Origin of the sequence: Bradyrhizobium sp. CB82 (assembly GCF_029714405.1) — a bacterium.
Taxonomy (GTDB): Bacteria; Pseudomonadota; Alphaproteobacteria; order Rhizobiales; family Xanthobacteraceae; genus Bradyrhizobium.
In genome coordinates, this window is the sequence record NZ_CP121651.1 from 620,179 (window position 1) to 638,177 (window position 17,999).

General features: G+C 61.6%; 14 protein-coding genes. 7 read left to right on the forward strand and 7 right to left on the reverse strand.

The features are described 5' to 3' along the window. Positions 1-339: 339 nt before the first annotated feature. Positions 340-819, reverse strand: a complete 480-nt coding sequence (locus QA640_RS46865) for a MarR family transcriptional regulator (RefSeq protein ID WP_283043285.1) — start codon at positions 817-819, stop codon at positions 340-342. A 97-nt stretch (positions 820-916) separates the two neighbouring features. Between QA640_RS46865 and QA640_RS46870 the strand changes: the two genes are divergently transcribed. The 3 genes from QA640_RS46870 to QA640_RS46880 all read left to right on the forward strand — a co-directional run bounded on the left by QA640_RS46870 (position 917) and on the right by QA640_RS46880 (position 5,497). Next, entirely contained in the window at positions 917-2,134 is a 1,218-nt protein-coding gene (locus QA640_RS46870) for an ABC transporter substrate-binding protein (RefSeq protein ID WP_283043286.1), read from the forward strand. A gap of 2 nt (positions 2,135-2,136) precedes the next feature. Beyond that, positions 2,137-3,315, forward strand: a complete 1,179-nt coding sequence (locus QA640_RS46875; RefSeq protein ID WP_283043287.1) for a cytochrome P450 — start codon at positions 2,137-2,139, stop codon at positions 3,313-3,315. Between the two features lie 307 nt (positions 3,316-3,622). Continuing rightward, positions 3,623-5,497, forward strand: coding sequence for an AMP-binding protein (locus QA640_RS46880; RefSeq protein WP_283043288.1), 1,875 nt, complete (start codon positions 3,623-3,625; stop codon positions 5,495-5,497). A 313-nt stretch (positions 5,498-5,810) separates the two neighbouring features. Here the strand turns inward: QA640_RS46880 and QA640_RS46885 are convergent, their stop codons facing one another. The 5 genes from QA640_RS46885 to QA640_RS46905 form a co-directional block, all read right to left on the reverse strand. Then, entirely contained in the window at positions 5,811-6,707 is an 897-nt protein-coding gene (locus tag QA640_RS46885) for a LysR family transcriptional regulator (RefSeq protein WP_283043886.1), read from the reverse strand. Positions 6,708-7,195: 488 nt separating this feature from the next. Further along, complete coding sequence (locus QA640_RS46890; protein ID WP_283043289.1) at positions 7,196-8,374, reverse strand: muconate/chloromuconate family cycloisomerase; 1,179 nt, start codon at positions 8,372-8,374, stop codon at positions 7,196-7,198. Between the two features lie 66 nt (positions 8,375-8,440). After that, positions 8,441-9,310, reverse strand: coding sequence for an intradiol ring-cleavage dioxygenase (locus QA640_RS46895; RefSeq protein ID WP_283043290.1), 870 nt, complete (start codon positions 9,308-9,310; stop codon positions 8,441-8,443). 70 nt (positions 9,311-9,380) lie between these two features. Beyond that, positions 9,381-9,905, reverse strand: coding sequence for a flavin reductase family protein (locus QA640_RS46900; protein ID WP_283043291.1), 525 nt, complete (start codon positions 9,903-9,905; stop codon positions 9,381-9,383). Then, positions 9,902-10,513: an FAD synthetase gene (locus QA640_RS46905; protein ID WP_283043292.1), complete on the reverse strand. Its 612-nt coding sequence runs from the start codon at positions 10,511-10,513 to the stop codon at positions 9,902-9,904. The genes QA640_RS46900 and QA640_RS46905 overlap by 4 nt, the downstream gene beginning before the upstream one ends. Positions 10,514-10,789: 276 nt before the next feature. Here QA640_RS46905 and QA640_RS46910 point away from each other — a divergent pair, with 276 nt between their 5' ends. The 3 genes from QA640_RS46910 (at position 10,790) to QA640_RS46920 (ending at position 13,529) form a co-directional block, all read left to right on the forward strand. Then, positions 10,790-12,367, forward strand: a complete 1,578-nt coding sequence (locus tag QA640_RS46910) for a 4-hydroxyphenylacetate 3-hydroxylase N-terminal domain-containing protein (protein ID WP_283043293.1) — start codon at positions 10,790-10,792, stop codon at positions 12,365-12,367. Between the two features lie 111 nt (positions 12,368-12,478). Further along, positions 12,479-12,769 carry a muconolactone Delta-isomerase gene (catC, locus tag QA640_RS46915; RefSeq protein ID WP_283043294.1) on the forward strand — a complete coding sequence of 97 codons (291 nt, stop codon included), beginning with the start codon at positions 12,479-12,481 and terminating at the stop codon, positions 12,767-12,769. Positions 12,770-12,989: 220 nt separating this feature from the next. Further along, on the forward strand, positions 12,990-13,529 hold the full coding sequence (locus QA640_RS46920; protein ID WP_283043296.1) for a TetR family transcriptional regulator: 540 nt from the start codon (positions 12,990-12,992) through the stop codon (positions 13,527-13,529). A gap of 415 nt (positions 13,530-13,944) precedes the next feature. Here QA640_RS46920 and QA640_RS46925 read toward each other — a convergent pair whose 3' ends face one another. After that, positions 13,945-15,225, reverse strand: a complete 1,281-nt coding sequence (locus QA640_RS46925) for a helix-turn-helix domain-containing protein (protein WP_283043297.1) — start codon at positions 15,223-15,225, stop codon at positions 13,945-13,947. Between the two features lie 205 nt (positions 15,226-15,430). Here QA640_RS46925 and QA640_RS46930 point away from each other — a divergent pair, with 205 nt between their 5' ends. Further along, the gene (locus QA640_RS46930) at positions 15,431-17,908 is read left to right on the forward strand and encodes an alpha/beta hydrolase fold domain-containing protein (RefSeq protein WP_283043299.1); all 2,478 of its coding nucleotides are present in this window, start codon (positions 15,431-15,433) and stop codon (positions 17,906-17,908) included. Positions 17,909-17,999 lie beyond the last annotated feature (91 nt).

Genomic DNA, 17,999 nt, shown 5'->3' on the forward strand with positions numbered 1-17,999 from the left:
TCGATGCCGCCCGTCAGAGGAGTGGCATAACCACGCGCTCTTAGCATCCGGTGGGTCAATGAGCGATCCTCGACATCATCATTTACAAGTTACTGAGGCTTCAAACAAATGAGTAGCGGCTGCTCGGCGGGTTCGCGGTGCTTACAAGCTCGACATGTGCGGGGCAGACCGTGTGCGCCAATCGGATTCGAGAGCGACACAACGACTGTCCGCTTGCATGGAGCTGATCGCCGTGCCTATGCATGCGGGTGCTCCGCTTCTATCACTCTTAGAACATGCTTCAACGAATGTCGCTGGAGCTGTCGCCGCGCCGGATAACGCTCCGCGAACTGGCCACCTTTAAAGCGGCAGCATTCGGTTCAAGAGGTCGAGCAATGTGCGCTGCTCGGCCTCGGTGAGCGGAGCCAGCATCTTCCGATTATAGGGCTCCGTCAGCCTTGCCCCGTCCTGAATGAGCTTCGCGCCTTTCGGCGTGAGCACGAGCTCGACGGCTCGGCGATCGGACTTCGAGCGGTTGCGCTTGATGAAGCCGGACGACTCCAGCTCGTTCAGGATCTTGATCAGGTTCGGCAGGCGCAGCCGGAGCAGGCTGGCGAGGCTGCTCGGCGGCACGCCGGGATTGTCGCGAATGATGGCGAAGATCGCGTAGGTTGCCGGCGTCAGCCCCAGTGCGGCGAACTCCTCATAGAAGCCTTCGAAGAACTTCAGCTGCGCGAGGCGCAGCATGAAGCCGGGTGTGCGCTGAAGCGCATTCAGATCCAGCGTTTTCTCCTGCTGTTCAGCAGATTTGGCGCCGGATTTCGGGGTCTTCGGGCTCATGATTTGCATCCAAAGCGGGCCGAATTGACACTCTCAAAAATAGCTATAAAATATAACTATTATGAAGCGGCACCAAGACCGCCATGGGAGGGACACAATGAACAGCAAATTCCTGCATAAATTGTGCATGCTGGCGGCAATGCTGACCACCGCACCGGGCTTCGCCCAGGACGCTGTGAAGATCGGCATCCTCAACGACCAATCCGGTCCGTTCGCGAGCTATCAGGGCATCGGCTCGGTCGTCGCCGCCAAGATGGCGGTCGAGGATTACGGCGGGAAGGCTGCCGGCAAGCCGGTCGAGGTCGTCGCGGCCGACCATCAGAACAAGACCGATATCGGGATCGGCATCGCCCGGCGCTGGTACGAGAACGAGAGCGTCGATGCGATCTTCGACATTCCGAACTCGTCGATCGCGCTCGCGGTGGCCGGCATGAGCGCCGAGAAGAACAAGGTCTTCGTCGGATCGGGCGCCGGCACGGTGCTGCTTACCGGCGAGAAGTGCACGCCGAACACGGTGCACTGGACCTACGACACCTATGCCTATGGCCGCGGCCTCGGCAAGGCGATCGTGCAGCAGGGCGGCAAGAAGTGGTTCTTCATCACCGCCGACTATGCCTTTGGCCATGATCTGGAGAAGCAGGCCGCGGAGGCCGTGAAGGCGTCCGGCGGCGAGGTGCTCGGCAGCGTGCGGCATCCGCTGGGAACGGCCGACTACGCCTCCTTCCTGCTCCAGGCCCAGGCATCTGGCGCGAACGTCGTCGGCTTCGCCAATGCCGGCGACGACACCATCACCTCGATGAAGCAAGCCGCCGAGTTCGGGCTGACCAGGGATCACAAGCTGGTCGGATTGATCCTGGGCATGAACGGCCTTCCCGCGCTTGGGCTGAAATTTGCGCAAGGCGCGCAGATCATGAATCCGTTCTACTGGGATCTCAATGACGGCACGCGGGGTTTCGCAAAACGCTTTGTCGAGCGCATTCCATCGAAAGCCTATCCGAACGATATGCAGGCCGGTGTCTATGCTTCGGTCATCCACTATCTCAAGGCGGTCGACAAGGTCGGCAGCGCCAAGGATGGCAAGGCCGTCGTCACTGCGATGAAGGAGATGCCCACCGACGATCCGCTTTTCGGCAGGGGCTATATCCGCAAGGACGGGCGCAAGATCCACTCGCTCTACCTGCTCCAGGTCAAGTCGCCCGAGGAATCGGCGGCGAACTGGGATCTGCTGAAGGTCGTCGCTACGATCAAGGGCGAGGAGGCATTCCGTGCAGAGAGTGAAGGCCAGTGCCCTCTTAGCAAGCCACAGCGGAGCTGACCATGAACGGCATTGCCTCCAGCGCGGTCGACCCGTTTGCGCCCGACTTCCTGATGGATCCCTATCCTGCCTATGCGGCGCTGCGCGCACTCGGGCCTGTGTTCGAATTGGAGCGTTACGGCGTGTGGGCGATGGCCGGCTATGCCGAGGTCGAGCCGGCGCTGAAGGACTGGAAGACGTTCATCAGCGGCGAGGGCGTCGGGCTCCACGGGATGAACCCGGCGCTGCCGAAACCCCTGACGCTCCAGATCGATCCGCCCGACCACGACAAGGGCCGGCGGGTCCTCGGCCGCACGCTGTCGCCGGGCGTCGCAAGGAAGCTGCGCGAGACGTTTCAGCGTGAGGCCGAGAAGAAGGTCTCGGAGCTGATCGACAAGGGCACATTCGACGCCGTCGCCGATCTTGCGGAAGCCTATCCGATGAAAGTGTTTCCGGACGCGATCGGCATCCGGCCCGACGGCCGCGAGAAGCTCCTGGCCTGGAGCACGTTCGTGTTCAACAGCTTCGGCCCGGAGAACGAGATCCTGGCGGCTTCACGGCAGGAAGGTCTCGCGGCGCAGAGCTGGATCATGGAATGTTGCGCGCGGGATGCGCTGCGACCCGACAGCCTCGGCATGATGATCTACGGGGCGGCCGACGAGGGCGAGATCACCGAGCATGAAGCGACGCATCTGGTGCGGCCGTTCCTCACCGCAGGAGTCGACACCACCGTCAACGGCATCGGCAACACCCTGCTCGCGCTCGCCACCCATCCGGACGAGTATCGCAAGCTCCACCAGAAGCCGGAGCTGGCGCGCAACGCATTCGAGGAAGGCCTGCGCTACGATTCACCGGTGCAGACGTTCTTTCGCACCACCTCGCGCGAGGTCGAGATCGGCGGCGGCGTAATTCCCGCCCACTGCAAGGTGCTGCTGTTCATGGCCTCAGCCAATCGCGATCCCGCACGGTGGGACAGGGCCGACCGCTTCAACGTCGAACGTGCTGCGACCGGGCATGTCGGCTTCGGCGCCGGCATCCACGCCTGTGTCGGCCAGATGATCGCCCGCCTGGAGGGCGAACTGATCTTCGGCGAGCTTGCGAGGCGCGTGAAGACCATCGAGCTGACGGCCGAGCCGAAACGCAGGCTCAACAATTCCCTGCGTGGCCTCGAGAGTATGTTAGTGCGGCTGACGGCTGCGTAGTTCCGGCCAGGCTTTCGCGCACGACCGCAGTTCCCGATAGGTGAGTTGCACTAGGGGCATAGTGGCCCCGAACTCGCATAACCTGCGAAGGCGACATCAAATGCTCTTCCACACCGGGCTCGTAAGAATGGAGCACAATTCTAGCTCTCGAGCTTGACCATGTACTGCATGATGCTGTTCTTCGTCTCGTATAGTTTACATCGTTAAACAAACCGAACGTCCCGATGAAAGTTCGGAAAAGCGCGGTTGCGGTTGGGGCTACTGCGGTAGGCGCCCAGCCGACGCCACAACCCAGAGGAGACGCAGGGTGCAGTTCGACTTTCCGTTTCGGACCTTGTCCGACGTCAAGCGCTTCGAGACCGAGAAGACCTTCGAGGAACGGTGCCCATGGCGCAGCGTGTACGACGTCTTCTCGTACGGCGCTGAGCGGCTCGGCAATGCCCCTGCCCTCACCTTAATTTTGACGGGCGAGGAAGACGAATCGCCGAAAAACGTCTCCTATCGCGAACTACTCGCAGGAATCACGCGCGCAGCCAATTTCTTCCATGACGTCGCGGGTCCAGGTGCCGGCGTCGGTCTCATGCTTCCCCATCTTCCGGAGACCCAGTTCGCCCTCTGGGGAGCCGAAACCGTCGGCTATGCTCTACCAGTCAATGTTCTGCTGCAAACCGCTCACATCGCAAATCTTCTTCGCGCCGCCGGGGTAAGTGTCCTTGTAGCCCTCGGTCCTTCTCCTCAATCGGACATCTGGGAGAAGGCTGTCGCGGTCAGCAAGCTCCTTCCGGAGTTGAGGCTCATACAGGTCGCTCCAGGTGGTCCTGCGCAGGGGGGCGCGTCGCATTTCGCCGAGTTAATCGCGCGCCACTCCGGCAGCAGCCTGGATTTTGAGAAGCCGCGATCCGGCGACGACGTCGCGGCCTATTTTCACACTGGTGGCACTACAGGCGCGCCGAAGCTGGCGGCGCACACGCATCGCAACCAGATCGTCGCATCGTTCGGAGGTGCTGCGATGCTGCAGTACTCGAAGGCCGATGTGATGACCCACGGCCTGCCGCTGTTTCATGTTGCGGGAACCATCGCCTCGGGTCTCGCCTTTTTCATGGCCGGAGGCCGGATATTGGTTCTATCGCCCGCCGGCTTCCGCAATCCTCGCATGATTCAGAACTTCTGGAAGATCAGCCAGCGTTACGGCGCCACGATATTGGGTGGCGTACCTACGGTACTCGCCGCGCTCCTTGATGTCCCTCTCGATGGCGCGGACCTTTCGCGGGCTCGTTTGGCGATCACCGGCGGGTCATCATCCCCGAACGCGATGATAGAGCGATTCGAGCACAAGACCGGCCTCAAGGTCCACGAGATATTCGGGATGACGGAATGTGGCGGCCTGGCCGCGATTGCGCCCGCAGCAGCCGACCCCGCCATCGGGTCCGTCGGATTCCGCTTGCCATACACCTCCATTTCGGTACGCAAGTTGCTGGGGAACGGTTCGCTTGGCCAGGAATGCTCAACAGGCGAAGTAGGCGTGCTCACCATTGTCGGCCCAAACGTGTCGCCGGGATACAAAGGAATTCAGGACGACGACACGATCCGTGATGGCGTCTTGAGCAGCGGAGATCTCGCCTACTCGGATGGGGAAGGACGTATCTACATCGCTGGACGGGCCAAGGACCTGATCATCCGGAGCGGTCACAACATCGACCCTCAGACGATCGAGGAAGCAGTTTCGCGGCATCCCGCGGTGCAGCTTGCCGCGGCCGTGGGGCAACCCGACAGGTACGCGGGCGAGCTCCCTGTCTGCTACGTCAGCATCAAACCTGGCATGAAGGCGACCACAGAAGAGCTGCGGACGTTCGCTGAGCCGCTCATCCCGGAGCGTCCCGCGTGGCCCAAACGCTATTATATCATCGACGCGATTCCCGTGACCGGAGTGGGCAAGATCTTCAAGCCGGCACTGCGAATTGATTCCGTACGACGGTTCGTCACAGAGGCAATCGACGCAGCGGTCGGGCGGGATGTTTCCGTGGCGGTCTCGGCCGGCGGCAAGCTTGGCACGACCGTCAATGTCGCCGCTCCTGCATTGGACGATGCTCTACGCCAGAGGCTCGTCGACATCCTGGAGGGTTACAGCTTCGACTACACGATTTCGGCTTCGCCGGACGCAGAGCGTCGCAATCCAAGCTGATCGGCAAATCCTTTACCCATCCGAAACGCACAACGCAACCGATCGACTCGGAGACGCCTCTTCATGTCCACGCAGCAAACCACCGATGTTTCCATCAACTTCACCTCGCCCGAGAGCGCGGGCATGTCGGGCGCGCGGCTGCTTCGATCGCGCGTCACTTCGTCGGGGCCTTCCTTGGCGTCCCCGGCACGGGTTCCGCTGGCACCTCGCGGAGAACGGCGTGCCGCTGGGTGCAATGATCGACGTGTTTTCCGATGCGATCGCAGCGTCGACGATCGCGCACTCGCGCCGGTCGCGGCCTGAGAGCGCGAGACTATGGCTTGCGCTGCCGCCGCGTGACGTCTTGTGCGATCTTCAGGAAATTGAACAAATGCGGCATCCGGTTGTCGCGCCGGTAGTTCAGCGACAGCGCGGTCCCTGGATTATGTCCCTCATAGGCGCGGTAGGCGACGCCGGGGCGTTCCGCCTCCGAGACCGATTTCGGCACCAGCGAGATGCCGACGCCGACCGAGACCAGGCTGATCGCAGTCTGATAGTCCTGGGCTAGCACCTGCGATTTTGGAATGAAGCCCTCTTCCAGGCAGATGTTGAGGATGTAGTCGGCGAAGCTCGGGCGCGGCTTGCGCGGGTAGAGGATGAATGTCTCGGCCTTCAGCGCCGACAACCTCGTGACCGGCTGTTCGAGCAAAGGCGAGGTGTCGGACAGCGCAAGGATCAACGGCTCGTGCAGCAGCGGCTCCGACTTCAACTCCTCGTCGTCGAGCGAGGGGCGGGCGATGGCGATATCGATCTCGCGCTGGATCACCGCGCGTTTCTGCTCGGCGTTGTTCATCGCCGACAGCGCGAGTTCGACGTCGGGATAGGCGGAGCGAAACGCCTTGATCACATTGGGCAGCACGCCATAGGTCGCCGATCCGACGAAGGCGACGCGCAGATGTCCCGAAAAGCCTTCTCCGATCCGCTTGATCTCGCGATGCGTTCGGTCGAGTCGCTCCAGCACGTCGCGAGCACGCTCCAGAAGCACGCTGCCGGCCTGGGTCAGCCGGATCTGGCTTCGGCTCCGGTCGATCAGCATGACGCCGAGATCGCTCTCGAGTTGCGCTATCTGCCGGCTGAGCGGCGGCTGCGCGATCGCGAGCCGCGAGGCGGCACGGCCGAAATGCAGTTCCTCTGCGACCGCAACGAAATAGACCAGTCGCCTGAGGTCCATGACGTCGTCGCGGTCGGTCACGGTCAGCCGGACGCTTGTTCGCGCGCTTCCGCGGAAGCGGCCGGGAGGTCCTGCCGGGTTTGGTATCGCGTGGTCATCAGCGCATGATCAGGACGATGGTTCCAGCGTAAAGACTGGGCGTAGGTCCCCGGGTTGTCAATTGTCCGCGGGAACGACGCCGCCTGCCTAGGCCGTCTACTCATGGCCGCCTTTACCTTCCAAAACTATTGTGGCCATTAACAGTGTGACCCCGATGGCGGGGACAACGATCCAGAAGGTCTCATTCCTTGTTTCGAACCGCTCACAGGCGATATGATACAGCCGCGCCCGCAGCATCTTCATCGCGTTCGAGGTAAATCCGCGCGCATTTCCGGACCGCACGCTCGTCGAACGTCCACATTAGCTGATCAACGGCATTCCTCTGGTCGATCATAGGATTTCTGTTTGTCCACATGATACCGAGGTCGGCGCCTTTATGAGTAGACGCCCTAGTCCTTCCGGGCGAAGGCGCGGATCTTGTCCTCATCGACCTCGACGCCGAGACCTGGACCATCGGGAACGCAGATCTCGAACTCCTCGAATCTGATCGGGTTGACGACCAAGTCCTCCACGAGGATCCGCGGACCGAAATGCTCGGTGCCCCATTCGAGCTTGGGCAGGGTGGCGAATGCGGCGAGATGCGCAGCGGCGCCGATGCTGCTCTCAAGCAGGCAGCCACCATAGAGCTCGAGGCCGTGCGCGCGGGCGACCGCAGCGGCGCACTTCATCTCAAACAGGCCGCCGCTCTTCACGAGCTTCAGCGAGTAGACGCTGCCGCAGCCCATCGTGCCTGCGCGGGCGATCTCTTCCTTGGTGAAGGCCGCTTCGTCGACCAGCAGCGGGATGGACGTGCGGGCCGCGACGCGCGCCATGGCGTCCAACTGCAGCGCCGACACCGGTTGTTCGATCAGGGCAACATCCAATTCCTCCAGCACGGGCATGAAGCGGATGCATTCGGCCTCGGTCCAGCCCTGGTTAACATCGACGATCAGGCGGACCTCGTCGCCGAGGCCCGCGCGCAGCGCCTGCAGCCGCTTCAGATCGGCTTGTGGCCGGTTGAAGCCGAACTTGATCTTGAACTGGCGGTGTTCGCGGCGCCGCAGCTTCTCCCTAGCTTCCTCGACCTCCTGGCCGCTGTCGCCCGAGGCCAGCGCCCAGATCACCTCGATGCGTTCGTGTACTGCTCCACCGAGCAACGCGCTGGCGGGCAGGCCGAGTGTCTTGCCCGCGGCGTCGAGCAGGGCGGACTCGATCGCGCCCTTGGCCGCGAAATTGCGGGTCGCGGCTTTGCCCATGCGGAGCGCATTGGCCTCGAAGCCGAGGGCAGGCTGCCCGAGCAGCGCCGGCCCCAGATAATTCGTGACCGCGGCCTCGATCGACTCCACGCTCTCCTCGGCCCAGCGCGGCCCGCCGAGCGTCGAGGCTTCGCCAATGCCCGTCACGCCGTTGTCGAGCAGGACGCGCACCAGCACGTAGCCCTGATGCGTGACTTCCGTGTTCGAGAGCTTGTGCCGACGGCGGGTCGGCGCCTCCACGATGGTGGCGCGGATGCTGCGGATCGCGGTGTCCTTTGTGTGAGCCTGCACTCGCTCCACAGGCTCGGCGATTTCGATCACGGCACGACTCATATATCCTCGCAGGTCAGTTCAGAATGAGCCTGCCAGGCCGGGGGGCCTGGCAGGACATCACGGGTATTACTCGGCCGCGACGAGCCGTTCGACTGCCGCCTTCTTGAGCTTGAAGTCGAAGTTGAGAACCAGATCAGTGTCGGCACTGGCCGGTGCCTTGTTGAACTTGCCGATCAGGCTCTGCTTCACGGCGAACACCGCGTCGTTGTCGAGATATTTGGTCTCGGAATCGTAGATCTGCGAGATCAGCGATTGATAACCTTCCTTCTGGAGCATGAAGTGGATGTGGCCCGGGCGCCAGGGATGGTGGCCCATGTACTTCAACAGCTCGCCGCCCGCGCCGTCATAGGGGATCGGGTAGGGCTCGGGGCGAAGCGCCACAAAGGCATATTCGCCGTTGGCGTCGGTGGTGAAGCGGCCGCGCAGATTGTAGGCCGGCTGCTCCGGATCCTGCAGATCGTAGAGCCCATTCGGCGCGTCCTCCCAGACGTCGATGGTGACGCCCTCGATCGGCCGCCCTGCGGTGTCGCTGATGCGCCCGCTGACCTTGACGGTCTGCGCGTTGTCGAACGTCTTCTTGATGATGGAGGCGCCCTTCGGCAGTACCGGCGGGTTTTCCCGGTAGAACGGCCCAAGCACGGTGGACTCGCTCTCGCCGTCGGTGACCCGGTGGTCGAGCATATCGACCAGCACCTCGACGCCGAGGATATCAGCGATCAGGATGAACTCGTTGCGCTTCTCGTCCGAGATGTCGCCGGCGCGCCGCAGGAATTCGCAGGCGGCGAACCACTCGGCAAAGGTCAGGTCGACTTCCTTGCAGAACGCGTGCATGTGGCGGATCAGGCTAGTCATGATCTGGCGGTTGCGATCCGGAATATCCTTTGCGAGCGCGGCGATCACGTGGTCGGTGATGGTGTCCTTGGTGACGTTCAACATGGTCGTTTCCTCCTCTTCTTGCAGGTTGATCAAACTTGCATCCCGTTTTCGGGAATATCGGTTGGTGGCCTCACCACACAAATTCGTAAGCAGCATTCTCCAGCATCGCGGGCGCAGGGTGCGGGTCGGCAAGGCCGCCAAAGCGGCCGCGGAAGAACAGCAGCGGCTTCTTGCTGGGCTCCAAGGCCATCGCGCGGACGCGGCCGAGGAAGATGGTGTGGTCCCCGGCGACGATCTCGTCGGCGAGATCGGTCACGAAATAGGCGGCCGCGTTGGCGATCACGGGTAGCTCGTTGCGCTGTTCGAAAATGTCGCAAAGCTCGAGCCTAGGCTTGCCGGCGAAATGCCACGCCAAATCGTCCATCCCCTCGGCGAGGACGCTCACTGCGAAGCGGCCGGTGTTCTGGATGTTGCGAAGCATCTTCGCGCTTTTCGCGATCGAGATGGCGACCAGCGGCGGATCGAGCGAGACCGACATGAAGGCGTTGGCCGTCATGCCATGGTCGCGGCCCTCGCAATGCGTCGTGATGATGGTCACGCCGGTGCCGAACTGGCCACAGGCATTGCGCAGTTCGCGCGGATCGATCGCGGTCATTGGCTTGCGGTCTCGGCTTGGGCCAAGCCGGATCGATTGGCCGGTGGCGCGGTCACGATGTCTCGCCAGTTTTCCAGCGTCGCCGCGGCAGCGGCAAGGCCGGATCGCCGCAAGCTCCGGATCCGGCTGCTGGAGACGATCTCGCCATTGCCGCAGCGCACCGGCGGCAGGATGCGGGTGTTGAAGTGTTGCTGCAACAGAAGCGCCGTGCCGCCCTTGCAGGACCCGAAGCGGAAATCCTCGCCGACGACCACTTCACGCGGCTGCAGCCGCCGCAGCTCGGCGAGGAAATCCGCCGCGGTTCGCCGCGCATAGATCCGGTTGAAGTCGGCGACGATGATGTGGTCCGGCGCGAATGTTGCGATGCGCGCGAGCTTTTCGCGCAGCGATATCAACGGCTCGGCCTGGCCGAAGTACACCTTTGGCGGCGGATTGAAGGTGTAGACCACGGCGGCAACGCCGCGGCGTTGCGCTGCCGCAATTGTCTGTCGGAGCAGCTCCTGATGGCCGCGGTGGACGCCGTCAAACGCGCCGATCGTCACGACGCAGGCGTCGAGGGCCAGTTCGCCAGCGCTGCTGTCAAAACCCTTGCCCAAACCCGTGGCCATGGTTCGCTCCGGTTTTCGCTCCCTTGCCGTGCTGCGCGACTGCTGCGTCAGCTGCGGCGTTGCGTCGGCCGGACGATCATTGCCGTCCGGTCCGTGCCATCGAGTCATAGCCCGAGCCGGGCCGGTCCGCGCGGTATGGTGTGATACCTTCCGCCGGCTCCGGACGAGCGCGTAGCTTTTCCTCCGATGTCACGCCGACCAAGAGCGTGACGAGATGGTATCGGGCCGATGCGGCAACAGCCGCGGGTCTAACGACACAAAGGAGAAGAAGCGTCCATGACTACAGCAGCCGCCCTGCGAGCCGACATGCCTGCGTCGACCACCAGCGTCTATACCGGCGCGGAATTCCTGGACAGCATCCAGGACGGAAGAGAAATCTACATCTACGGCGAGCGCGTCAAGAACGTCACCCAGCATCCCGCCTTTCGCAATTCGGCGCGGATGGTGGCGCGCTGGTACGATCGTTTTCACGATAAGAAGGATCAGATCGGCGTCCTGACCGACACCGGCTCGGGACAATTGACTCATCCGTTCTTCCTCGGCTCGAAGACGGCCGACGATCTGATCAAGGGCCGCGACGCGATCGCCGAACTGCAGAAGGTTGCGTTCGGCTGGATGGGCCGTTCACCTGATTACAAGGCATCGTTCCTTGGCACGCTGGGTGCGAATTCGAGCTTCTATGGCGACTACGCCGGCAACGCCAGGAAGTGGTATGCCCGGACCCAGGAGCGGCTCGACTTCTGGAATCACGCCATCGTCAACCCTCCGATCGATCGCGATCGGGCGATCGAGGAGGTGCGCGACGTCTTCATGCATGTCGAGAAGGAGACCGACGCCGGCCTGATCGTCTCCGGGGCGAAGGTGGTCGCAACCGGCTCGGCCTTGACGCACTACAACTTCATCGCCCACTACGGCATCCCGATCAAGGACAAGTCGTTCGCGCTGATCTTCACGGCGCCGATGGATGCCAAGGGCATCAAGTTGATCGCCCGCTCGTCCTACGAATTCACGGCGGCGGCGACTGGCTCGCCGTTCGACTACCCGCTGTCGAGCCGCTTCGACGAAAACGACTCGATCCTCGTGTTCGACAAGGTGCTGGTGCCCTGGGAAAACGTCTTCATCTATGGCGATGTCGACAAGATCAACCAGTTCTTCCCGGCGTCCGGTTTCATCCCGCGGTTCACGCTGCACGGCGTGACGCGGCTGGCCGTGAAGCTCGACTTTATCGCCGGCCTGTTTTCGATGGCCGTCGAAGCGACCGGCTCCAAGGACTTCCGCGGCGTGCAGACCGCCGTGGGGGAGGTGATCGCCTGGCGCAATCTGTTCCACGGCATTGCGGACGCGATGGTGAAATCGCCGATCGCCTGGCAGGGCACCGAGGGCTACAATCTGCCCAACCTAAACTACGGGCTGGCATATCGTGTGTTCGCGCCGATGGCCTATCCGCGGATCAAGGAATTGATCGAGCGCCATGTCGCGAGCGGCCTGATCTATCTGCCGTCGAGCTCGGCCGATCTGGAGAGCGATGCGATCCGGCCCTATCTCGATCGCTTCGTGCGCGGCTCGAACGGCTATGCCGCGATCGACCGGATCAAGCTGCTCAAGCTGCTGTGGGACGCGGTCGGCTCCGAATTCGGTGGCAGGCACGAGCTCTACGAGCGCAACTATGCCGGCAATTACGAGAACCTGCGGGTCGAGACGCTGAACGCCGCGGCCGCCACCGGGGACCTCGGCGCCATGCAGGATTTCGTGCGCAACTGCATGAGCGACTACGACGTCTCCGGTTGGACGGCGGAGGATCTGGTTAATCCCGATGACATCAACCTCGTCAGCCGCGGACTGGTGCAGGGCTGAAGGCAAGGCTGGCGATCCGGTAGAGACGATCAAGGGAGCCGCCGCGATCGCGCCGCGGCTCCACGCCATTTTTGCGCGGTCGCTTTATGCTTGCAGAGAGAGTTCATCGTCATGCTGTTTCACGTCGAAATGGAGGTGCGGATCCCGCACGATCTGCCGACTGAGCGAGCCGACGCTCTGAAGCAGGCGGAGCGTGTCCGCGCCATGGAGCTGCAGCGCACAGGGGCCTGGCGCCATTTGTGGCGGGTGGCCGGGCGCTATGCCAATGTCAGCATATTCGACGTCTCGGGCGCGCAAGAATTGCACGACATCCTGTCCAGCCTGCCGCTGTTTCCATTCATGGAGATCCGGGTCGCGCCGCTGTGCCGGCATCCGTCGTCGATCCATGACGACGAACGTTAGCAGCGCTGCCGGCCAAATATGTCAATGCGAAGAAAGTCCCCGAGGCAACCCTGGCTCGAACACCTAAGCATGATATGCGCGATTCACAGCGTGCGAGAATAGCCAGCGTTTCAGGGCCATGAAACATAATAACTTAGCGGCCGAACATTCTGCTACCTGCTGTCGCATTCTGGACGCTGCTACCAGACTGTATCGGCTGATGGGTCATAGGAAGACATCGGTGGCCGATATTGCGCGCGAGTGTTCAATGTCGCCCGCAAACGTCTATCGGTTCTTCAGCTCGAAGCAAGCGATGAACGATGCTGTTGCAGACAGGTTGTTTGCGGAGGTGATCGCTCTCGCGACTGAAGCCTCTGTAACCCCGCGAACTCCCGCCGAGCGACTAAGGGCGACGTTGGCAGCTATCGAGAAGCGCCATGCTGATCGCTTCCTCAACGAAAAACATCTCCATGAACTAGTGGTGATTTCGGTACGAGAGAACTGGTTGGTTAGCCGTTCCTTCACGGAGCGGATCGAGTCCATCGTGGCCGACATCGTCTCGGAAGGGATAGCACGACGCCAGTTTCAAGGCGGAGATAGCATAGTCCTTGGGCGATGTCTTCTTGTAACTACGGCTGTCTTTTGCGATCCGCGCCTAATCGCTACGAGGGGAGGTTTTCATCGACCAAATCTAGAGCAGATCATGGACTTCGCAATTGGAGCACTTCGTGGAGACAGCATTGCTCACTTCACGGGCGATCAGCTCCATGCCTCCAGGTGATTGTCTGAAAAATCGATCCTGCTTAAGACGGCACGAGATTCAGCGATTGTAGCTGCGCCATCTTGTGCGGAAGCAAGGACCCTTGTGACCTCAGCGCAGAGGTCTTCTCGTTCGGGCCAATGAGGCCGCACACGAGATAATATGCCAAATCCTCGGAATTGCTTTCAAGGCTGAGCCCGTTGTGAACAGGCACGTCGCCGATGGTCAGCTAGTCGAATTGTTGGCAGATTGGAGCATGTCGCGTGCCTCGGCCCAGTGACACCGCGTCATCAGCTCAAAAGCCGCACGCGCGTACAAATCTCTTCAAGCTTCGCGTCTAGGTGTTCTTTTCAGTGTTTGCGCAGCATCATCGCCGAAATAGAGCCTTTGCCTGGCAAAGCCGCTCTCTTTAGTCAGTGCTGTGAATCAGGGCTGGCTACTGTTGTCGAACGACTGTTTTCTTGCGTCCACGACCACGAGAACCGGCGACGTCCGCGGACCTCTCCACCCGACGCTGTGGCGCTGCGAGTCGGTCCGCTAAATGGAGAGCGAGCTCGAGGTGTAGTCGGTTTTCTTCGAGAGGACGTCCGAGGAGGGTTTCCGCGCGATTGAGACGGTAGCGAACCGTGTTGTGATGGAGGCCAAGGCGGCTGCCGGCTGCGCGGAAATTGCTATTGGCATCGAAGAATCCCGTAAGCGTGGCACGGAGGCGGCGTGCTTCGACCGTCTCGTCTGCTAGGGAACCGAGCTGGTCGGCCATGAAGGCGCGGCAATTTGCGGGATCGCTGCCGCAAAGAGCGGCGAGCTCTACGTGCTCAAAGTACGTTACGGTCCCCGCTGGATAGCCTGCGAGACGCGCGACTCGAAGCGCATCGCACGCTTCTCGGTGACTACGGCGGAATCCGGTGAGACCGACGGCTGGCCGTCCCTGACCGACAATCACGGCAGCTTGCGTTGGACGACCTTCACTCGTGACCTGTGCAGGGATCCAGCACCAAACCGTATCGATGTCAGTGCGAACTAGTAGAGGTTTTGCTCGGCTCAACGTAGCGGCTATCTCATGCGCGGTCGAATCTAGTGGCGTCTGATCCCCACCTTGATGTCGCTGCAAAACGAGCGCAACATGATGCCCTGCAAGATTGTAGCCCAAGCGCAGGCCTGCATCGCGTATATTGACATCGTCTTCCGTCAAGACGCGCCTGACGTAAGCCGCCCAGGCCAGGGAGCCCTCCCGCGCAACGCGCTCGGCCTCATCTGTATACTCGGAACCTAGCCGCTGCGTGATTAGATCTAACCAGCCGATCAAAAACGCTGTCCCATAACTGACAACTGACACGGCAATGGACTTATCGCGGCAGTACCGCTCGACCGCATCGGACCAGCGCTTGCACCAGTAGATCAGCCCCACTCGGTAAGCCCGCATGATCGCGTCGTAGCTGAAGTTGTGCTGGACCATAGCGCGGGTGGACTGCACCACTTCGGCTGGGGGAGCCATCTGTTCAAACGGGACCGAGTTGATCAGCGCGTGCAGGATCGCCTTGCTGTTGGCGTGGCAACTCGCCCGCGCGAGGTCGATCATGCCGCCGTGGGGGATTTCTGGCATCGCCGCTAGAATGTGGGAAAGGGTCCCGTCACCAATCGAGGGCAATTCGGGCACTAAAGCCGTGGCGATACGGCGAACGGTTGCGAGGATCAATTTTTCCGAAGAACGTGCCATAGGTCTAGCATATCGCCAAATGGTCAATTTTGCTCCAGAGATTTGAGCGTTTAGCCGAAGACAACCGATATCGGTCGGGTCCAAGCTCTGTGCTGGCTACGCAGGAAACCTGGGGCTCGCTTCAGATGGAGGATACGCTGATGGGATCGCACTACGATGTCGTTGTGGTCGGCGCAGGTTTGCCGGTTTGTACGCAGTGCACAAAATGCGCGACGAGCTTGGGCTGAATGTTCAAGCCTTCGAGGCGGCCGGAGGAGTGGGCGGTACATGGTGGTGGAATCGGTATCCCGGCGCCCGCTGCGATTTCGAATCGATCCACTACAGCTACTCCTTTTCCGAAGAGATACAGCGCGAATGGGAGTGGTCGGAGCGCTTTGCCGGGCAGCCGGAAATCTTGGCCTATCTGGAATGGGTGGCTGACAAGCTGGATGTCCGCCGCGCATTTCATTTCAATACGCGCGTGACGTCGACGACGTGGGATGACAAGGCCGCGCGTTGGATAATCTGTACCGATGACGGAGCCACCTGCACGGCACGCTTTGTAGTGCCTTGTGTCGGCGGCCTTTCTGTCGCGAAGGAGCCGGAGTTTCCGGGCTCAGAGACATTCAGGGGCGAACTCTACCGGACGAGTAGTTGGCCGCACGAGCCCGTGGACTTCACTGGCAAGCGGGTTGCGGTGATCGGCACGGGCTCGACAGGCATCCAGGTTATCCAGGAGATTGCGAACGAGGCGGCGGAGCTGACCGTGTTTCAGCGGACGCCCAATTTCGCCGCTCCCCTGGGCAATGAACCCGTCGATCTGGCGCAGCGGCGATGGAATGCAGAGCATCACGCCGAGCTGCGAGCGGGCTCGCGCCAACATATGATCGGCGTGCCCTACGACCCGCCCAGCGGTCCTGCACTTGCAGCGACGCCGGATGAGCGGCGCAGGATCTGCGACAAGTATTGGGACCGCGGCGGCTTTCGCCTGCTCGTCTCGACATTCAGCGATGTGATTTTCAACCAACAGGCCAACGAAACTATCGCAGAATATATCCGCGAACGTATCCGTGAGCGTGTGAAGGATCCTGCGACGGCAGCGTTGCTTTGTCCTACGGACCATCCCTACGCGTCGAAGCGTCCGCCGTTCGAGACCGGTTATTACGAGGCCTACAACCTCCCGCATGTTCATCTTGTCGACGTGCGCTCCGTGCCGATTGAGGCGATCACGCCAACCGGTGTTCGCACGTCGTCGAAATCCTACGAATTCGATGTGATCATCCTCGCAACTGGATTCGATGTCTTCACACGGCCGCTGTTGAAACTCGGCCTGAGGGGGCGCGATGGTCTGAAGCTCGAAGACAGATGGGCGAACGGCCCCACGAGCTATCTGGGTGTCCAGATCGCCGGTTTTCCAAATCTGTTCCTCATCAACGGCCCGAAGAATGCGGTCGCGCTCTATAACGTTCCATTGGCGACCGAGGACAGCGTCGACTTTGTTGCTGCGGCTCTCGCCCGCGCCATAGCGGATAAGACCGCGACATTTGAGGCAACTTACGAGGCTGAAGAAGCCTGGGGCCGCCTGTGCGAAGGCATTCTGAACCTGACCGTCATCCCGCATTCCAAGGGCTCCTGGTACATGGGCGAGAACATCCCGGGCAAGGCGAGGGCGGCGTATTTCTTTGCGGGGGGCGCGCCGTTGTACCGTGCGATCTGTGCCGAGATCGCGCATGTGGGCTATGGCGGATTTGCCCTTGACCGTGTCTCGGCGCCTATCCCCCCATTGGTCAGACTCGATCCCGCCGCAGCGCTCCTCCTGGGCTCGATGCTGGCCCGCGGCATGAAGCCTCTCGATGAGCTCAATCTGAATGAGGTGCGAGCGGTGGCCGAGTCCCTGAGGGAGCTGCAGCTGCCAGGACCCGCAATGCGAGTCGAAACCGTCGAGGCGCCTCGCGCTCGAATCTACATTCCCGACCGCGAGGGCACTCTGCCGGTGATCGTGTTCTATCATGGAGGTGGTTGGATCTCCGGGTCGCTCGATTTGGCCGATGCTCCCTGCCGAACGCTCGCCGACGAAATTGGAGCAATCGTCGTATCCGCGCACTATCGGCTCGCACCAGAACATCCGTTCCCGGCCGCGACCGATGATACATTTGCTGCGCTAGGCTGGGTCTGGAAGCACATCAGCGCTTACGGCGGCGATTCCGATCGGATCGTCGTCATGGGTGAGAGCGCCGGCGCGAATCTGGCCGCAGTCGCTGCCATCCGCGCACGCGATGCCGGCATTCCGCTCGCGGGGCAGGTGCTGATTTATCCTCCGATTGATCCGGAGGCATCCACGGCATCCCGCACCGAGTTCGCAAATGGCCCCTTCTTTACTCGGGCCATTGGCGAGAAGATGTGGGGCGCTTACCTGGGTGGGGCCGAAGTGACCATGCTCGCCGCGCCCTCGAGGGCTCCAACCTTGGCCGGACTTGCACCCGCACTCGTCCTCACTCTCGAGCTCGATATGAGCCGCGACGAGGCTGAGGATTATGCCCATGCTTTGGCTTCGGCCGGAGTTCCTGTCCGGTTGCATCGCTTCGATGGACTGTTCCATGGAGTGTTCAACATGAGCGCGTTCATCCCGGGCGTTCGAGAAATGTATGCGTCGATCGGTGATTTTGTGTCCTCTTGCAAAGAGCGGGTAACCGAAGCTGCATAATCGATCCTGATGGCGAGGGGCCTTGATACCGTCGGCCCCTTAGCCAAGCGCACGCTTACCGAGCGTACGACGTCGACGGATCGACCTACCA

Coding starts and splice junctions, on each gene's coding strand:
- QA640_RS46865 (WP_283043285.1), bottom strand. CDS start 819: ATGAGCCCGAAGACCCCGAAATCCGGCGCCAAATCTGCTGAACAGCAG.
- QA640_RS46870 (WP_283043286.1), top strand. CDS start 917: ATGAACAGCAAATTCCTGCATAAATTGTGCATGCTGGCGGCAATGCTG.
- QA640_RS46875 (WP_283043287.1), top strand. CDS start 2,137: ATGAACGGCATTGCCTCCAGCGCGGTCGACCCGTTTGCGCCCGACTTC.
- QA640_RS46885 (WP_283043886.1), bottom strand. CDS start 6,707: ATGGACCTCAGGCGACTGGTCTATTTCGTTGCGGTCGCAGAGGAACTG.
- QA640_RS46890 (WP_283043289.1), bottom strand. CDS start 8,374: ATGAGTCGTGCCGTGATCGAAATCGCCGAGCCTGTGGAGCGAGTGCAG.
- QA640_RS46895 (WP_283043290.1), bottom strand. CDS start 9,310: ATGTTGAACGTCACCAAGGACACCATCACCGACCACGTGATCGCCGCG.
- QA640_RS46900 (WP_283043291.1), bottom strand. CDS start 9,905: ATGACCGCGATCGATCCGCGCGAACTGCGCAATGCCTGTGGCCAGTTC.
- QA640_RS46905 (WP_283043292.1), bottom strand. CDS start 10,513: ATGGCCACGGGTTTGGGCAAGGGTTTTGACAGCAGCGCTGGCGAACTG.
- QA640_RS46910 (WP_283043293.1), top strand. CDS start 10,790: ATGACTACAGCAGCCGCCCTGCGAGCCGACATGCCTGCGTCGACCACC.
- catC (WP_283043294.1), top strand. CDS start 12,479: ATGCTGTTTCACGTCGAAATGGAGGTGCGGATCCCGCACGATCTGCCG.
- QA640_RS46925 (WP_283043297.1), bottom strand. CDS start 15,225: ATGGCACGTTCTTCGGAAAAATTGATCCTCGCAACCGTTCGCCGTATC.
- QA640_RS46930 (WP_283043299.1), top strand. CDS start 15,431: ATGCGCGACGAGCTTGGGCTGAATGTTCAAGCCTTCGAGGCGGCCGGA.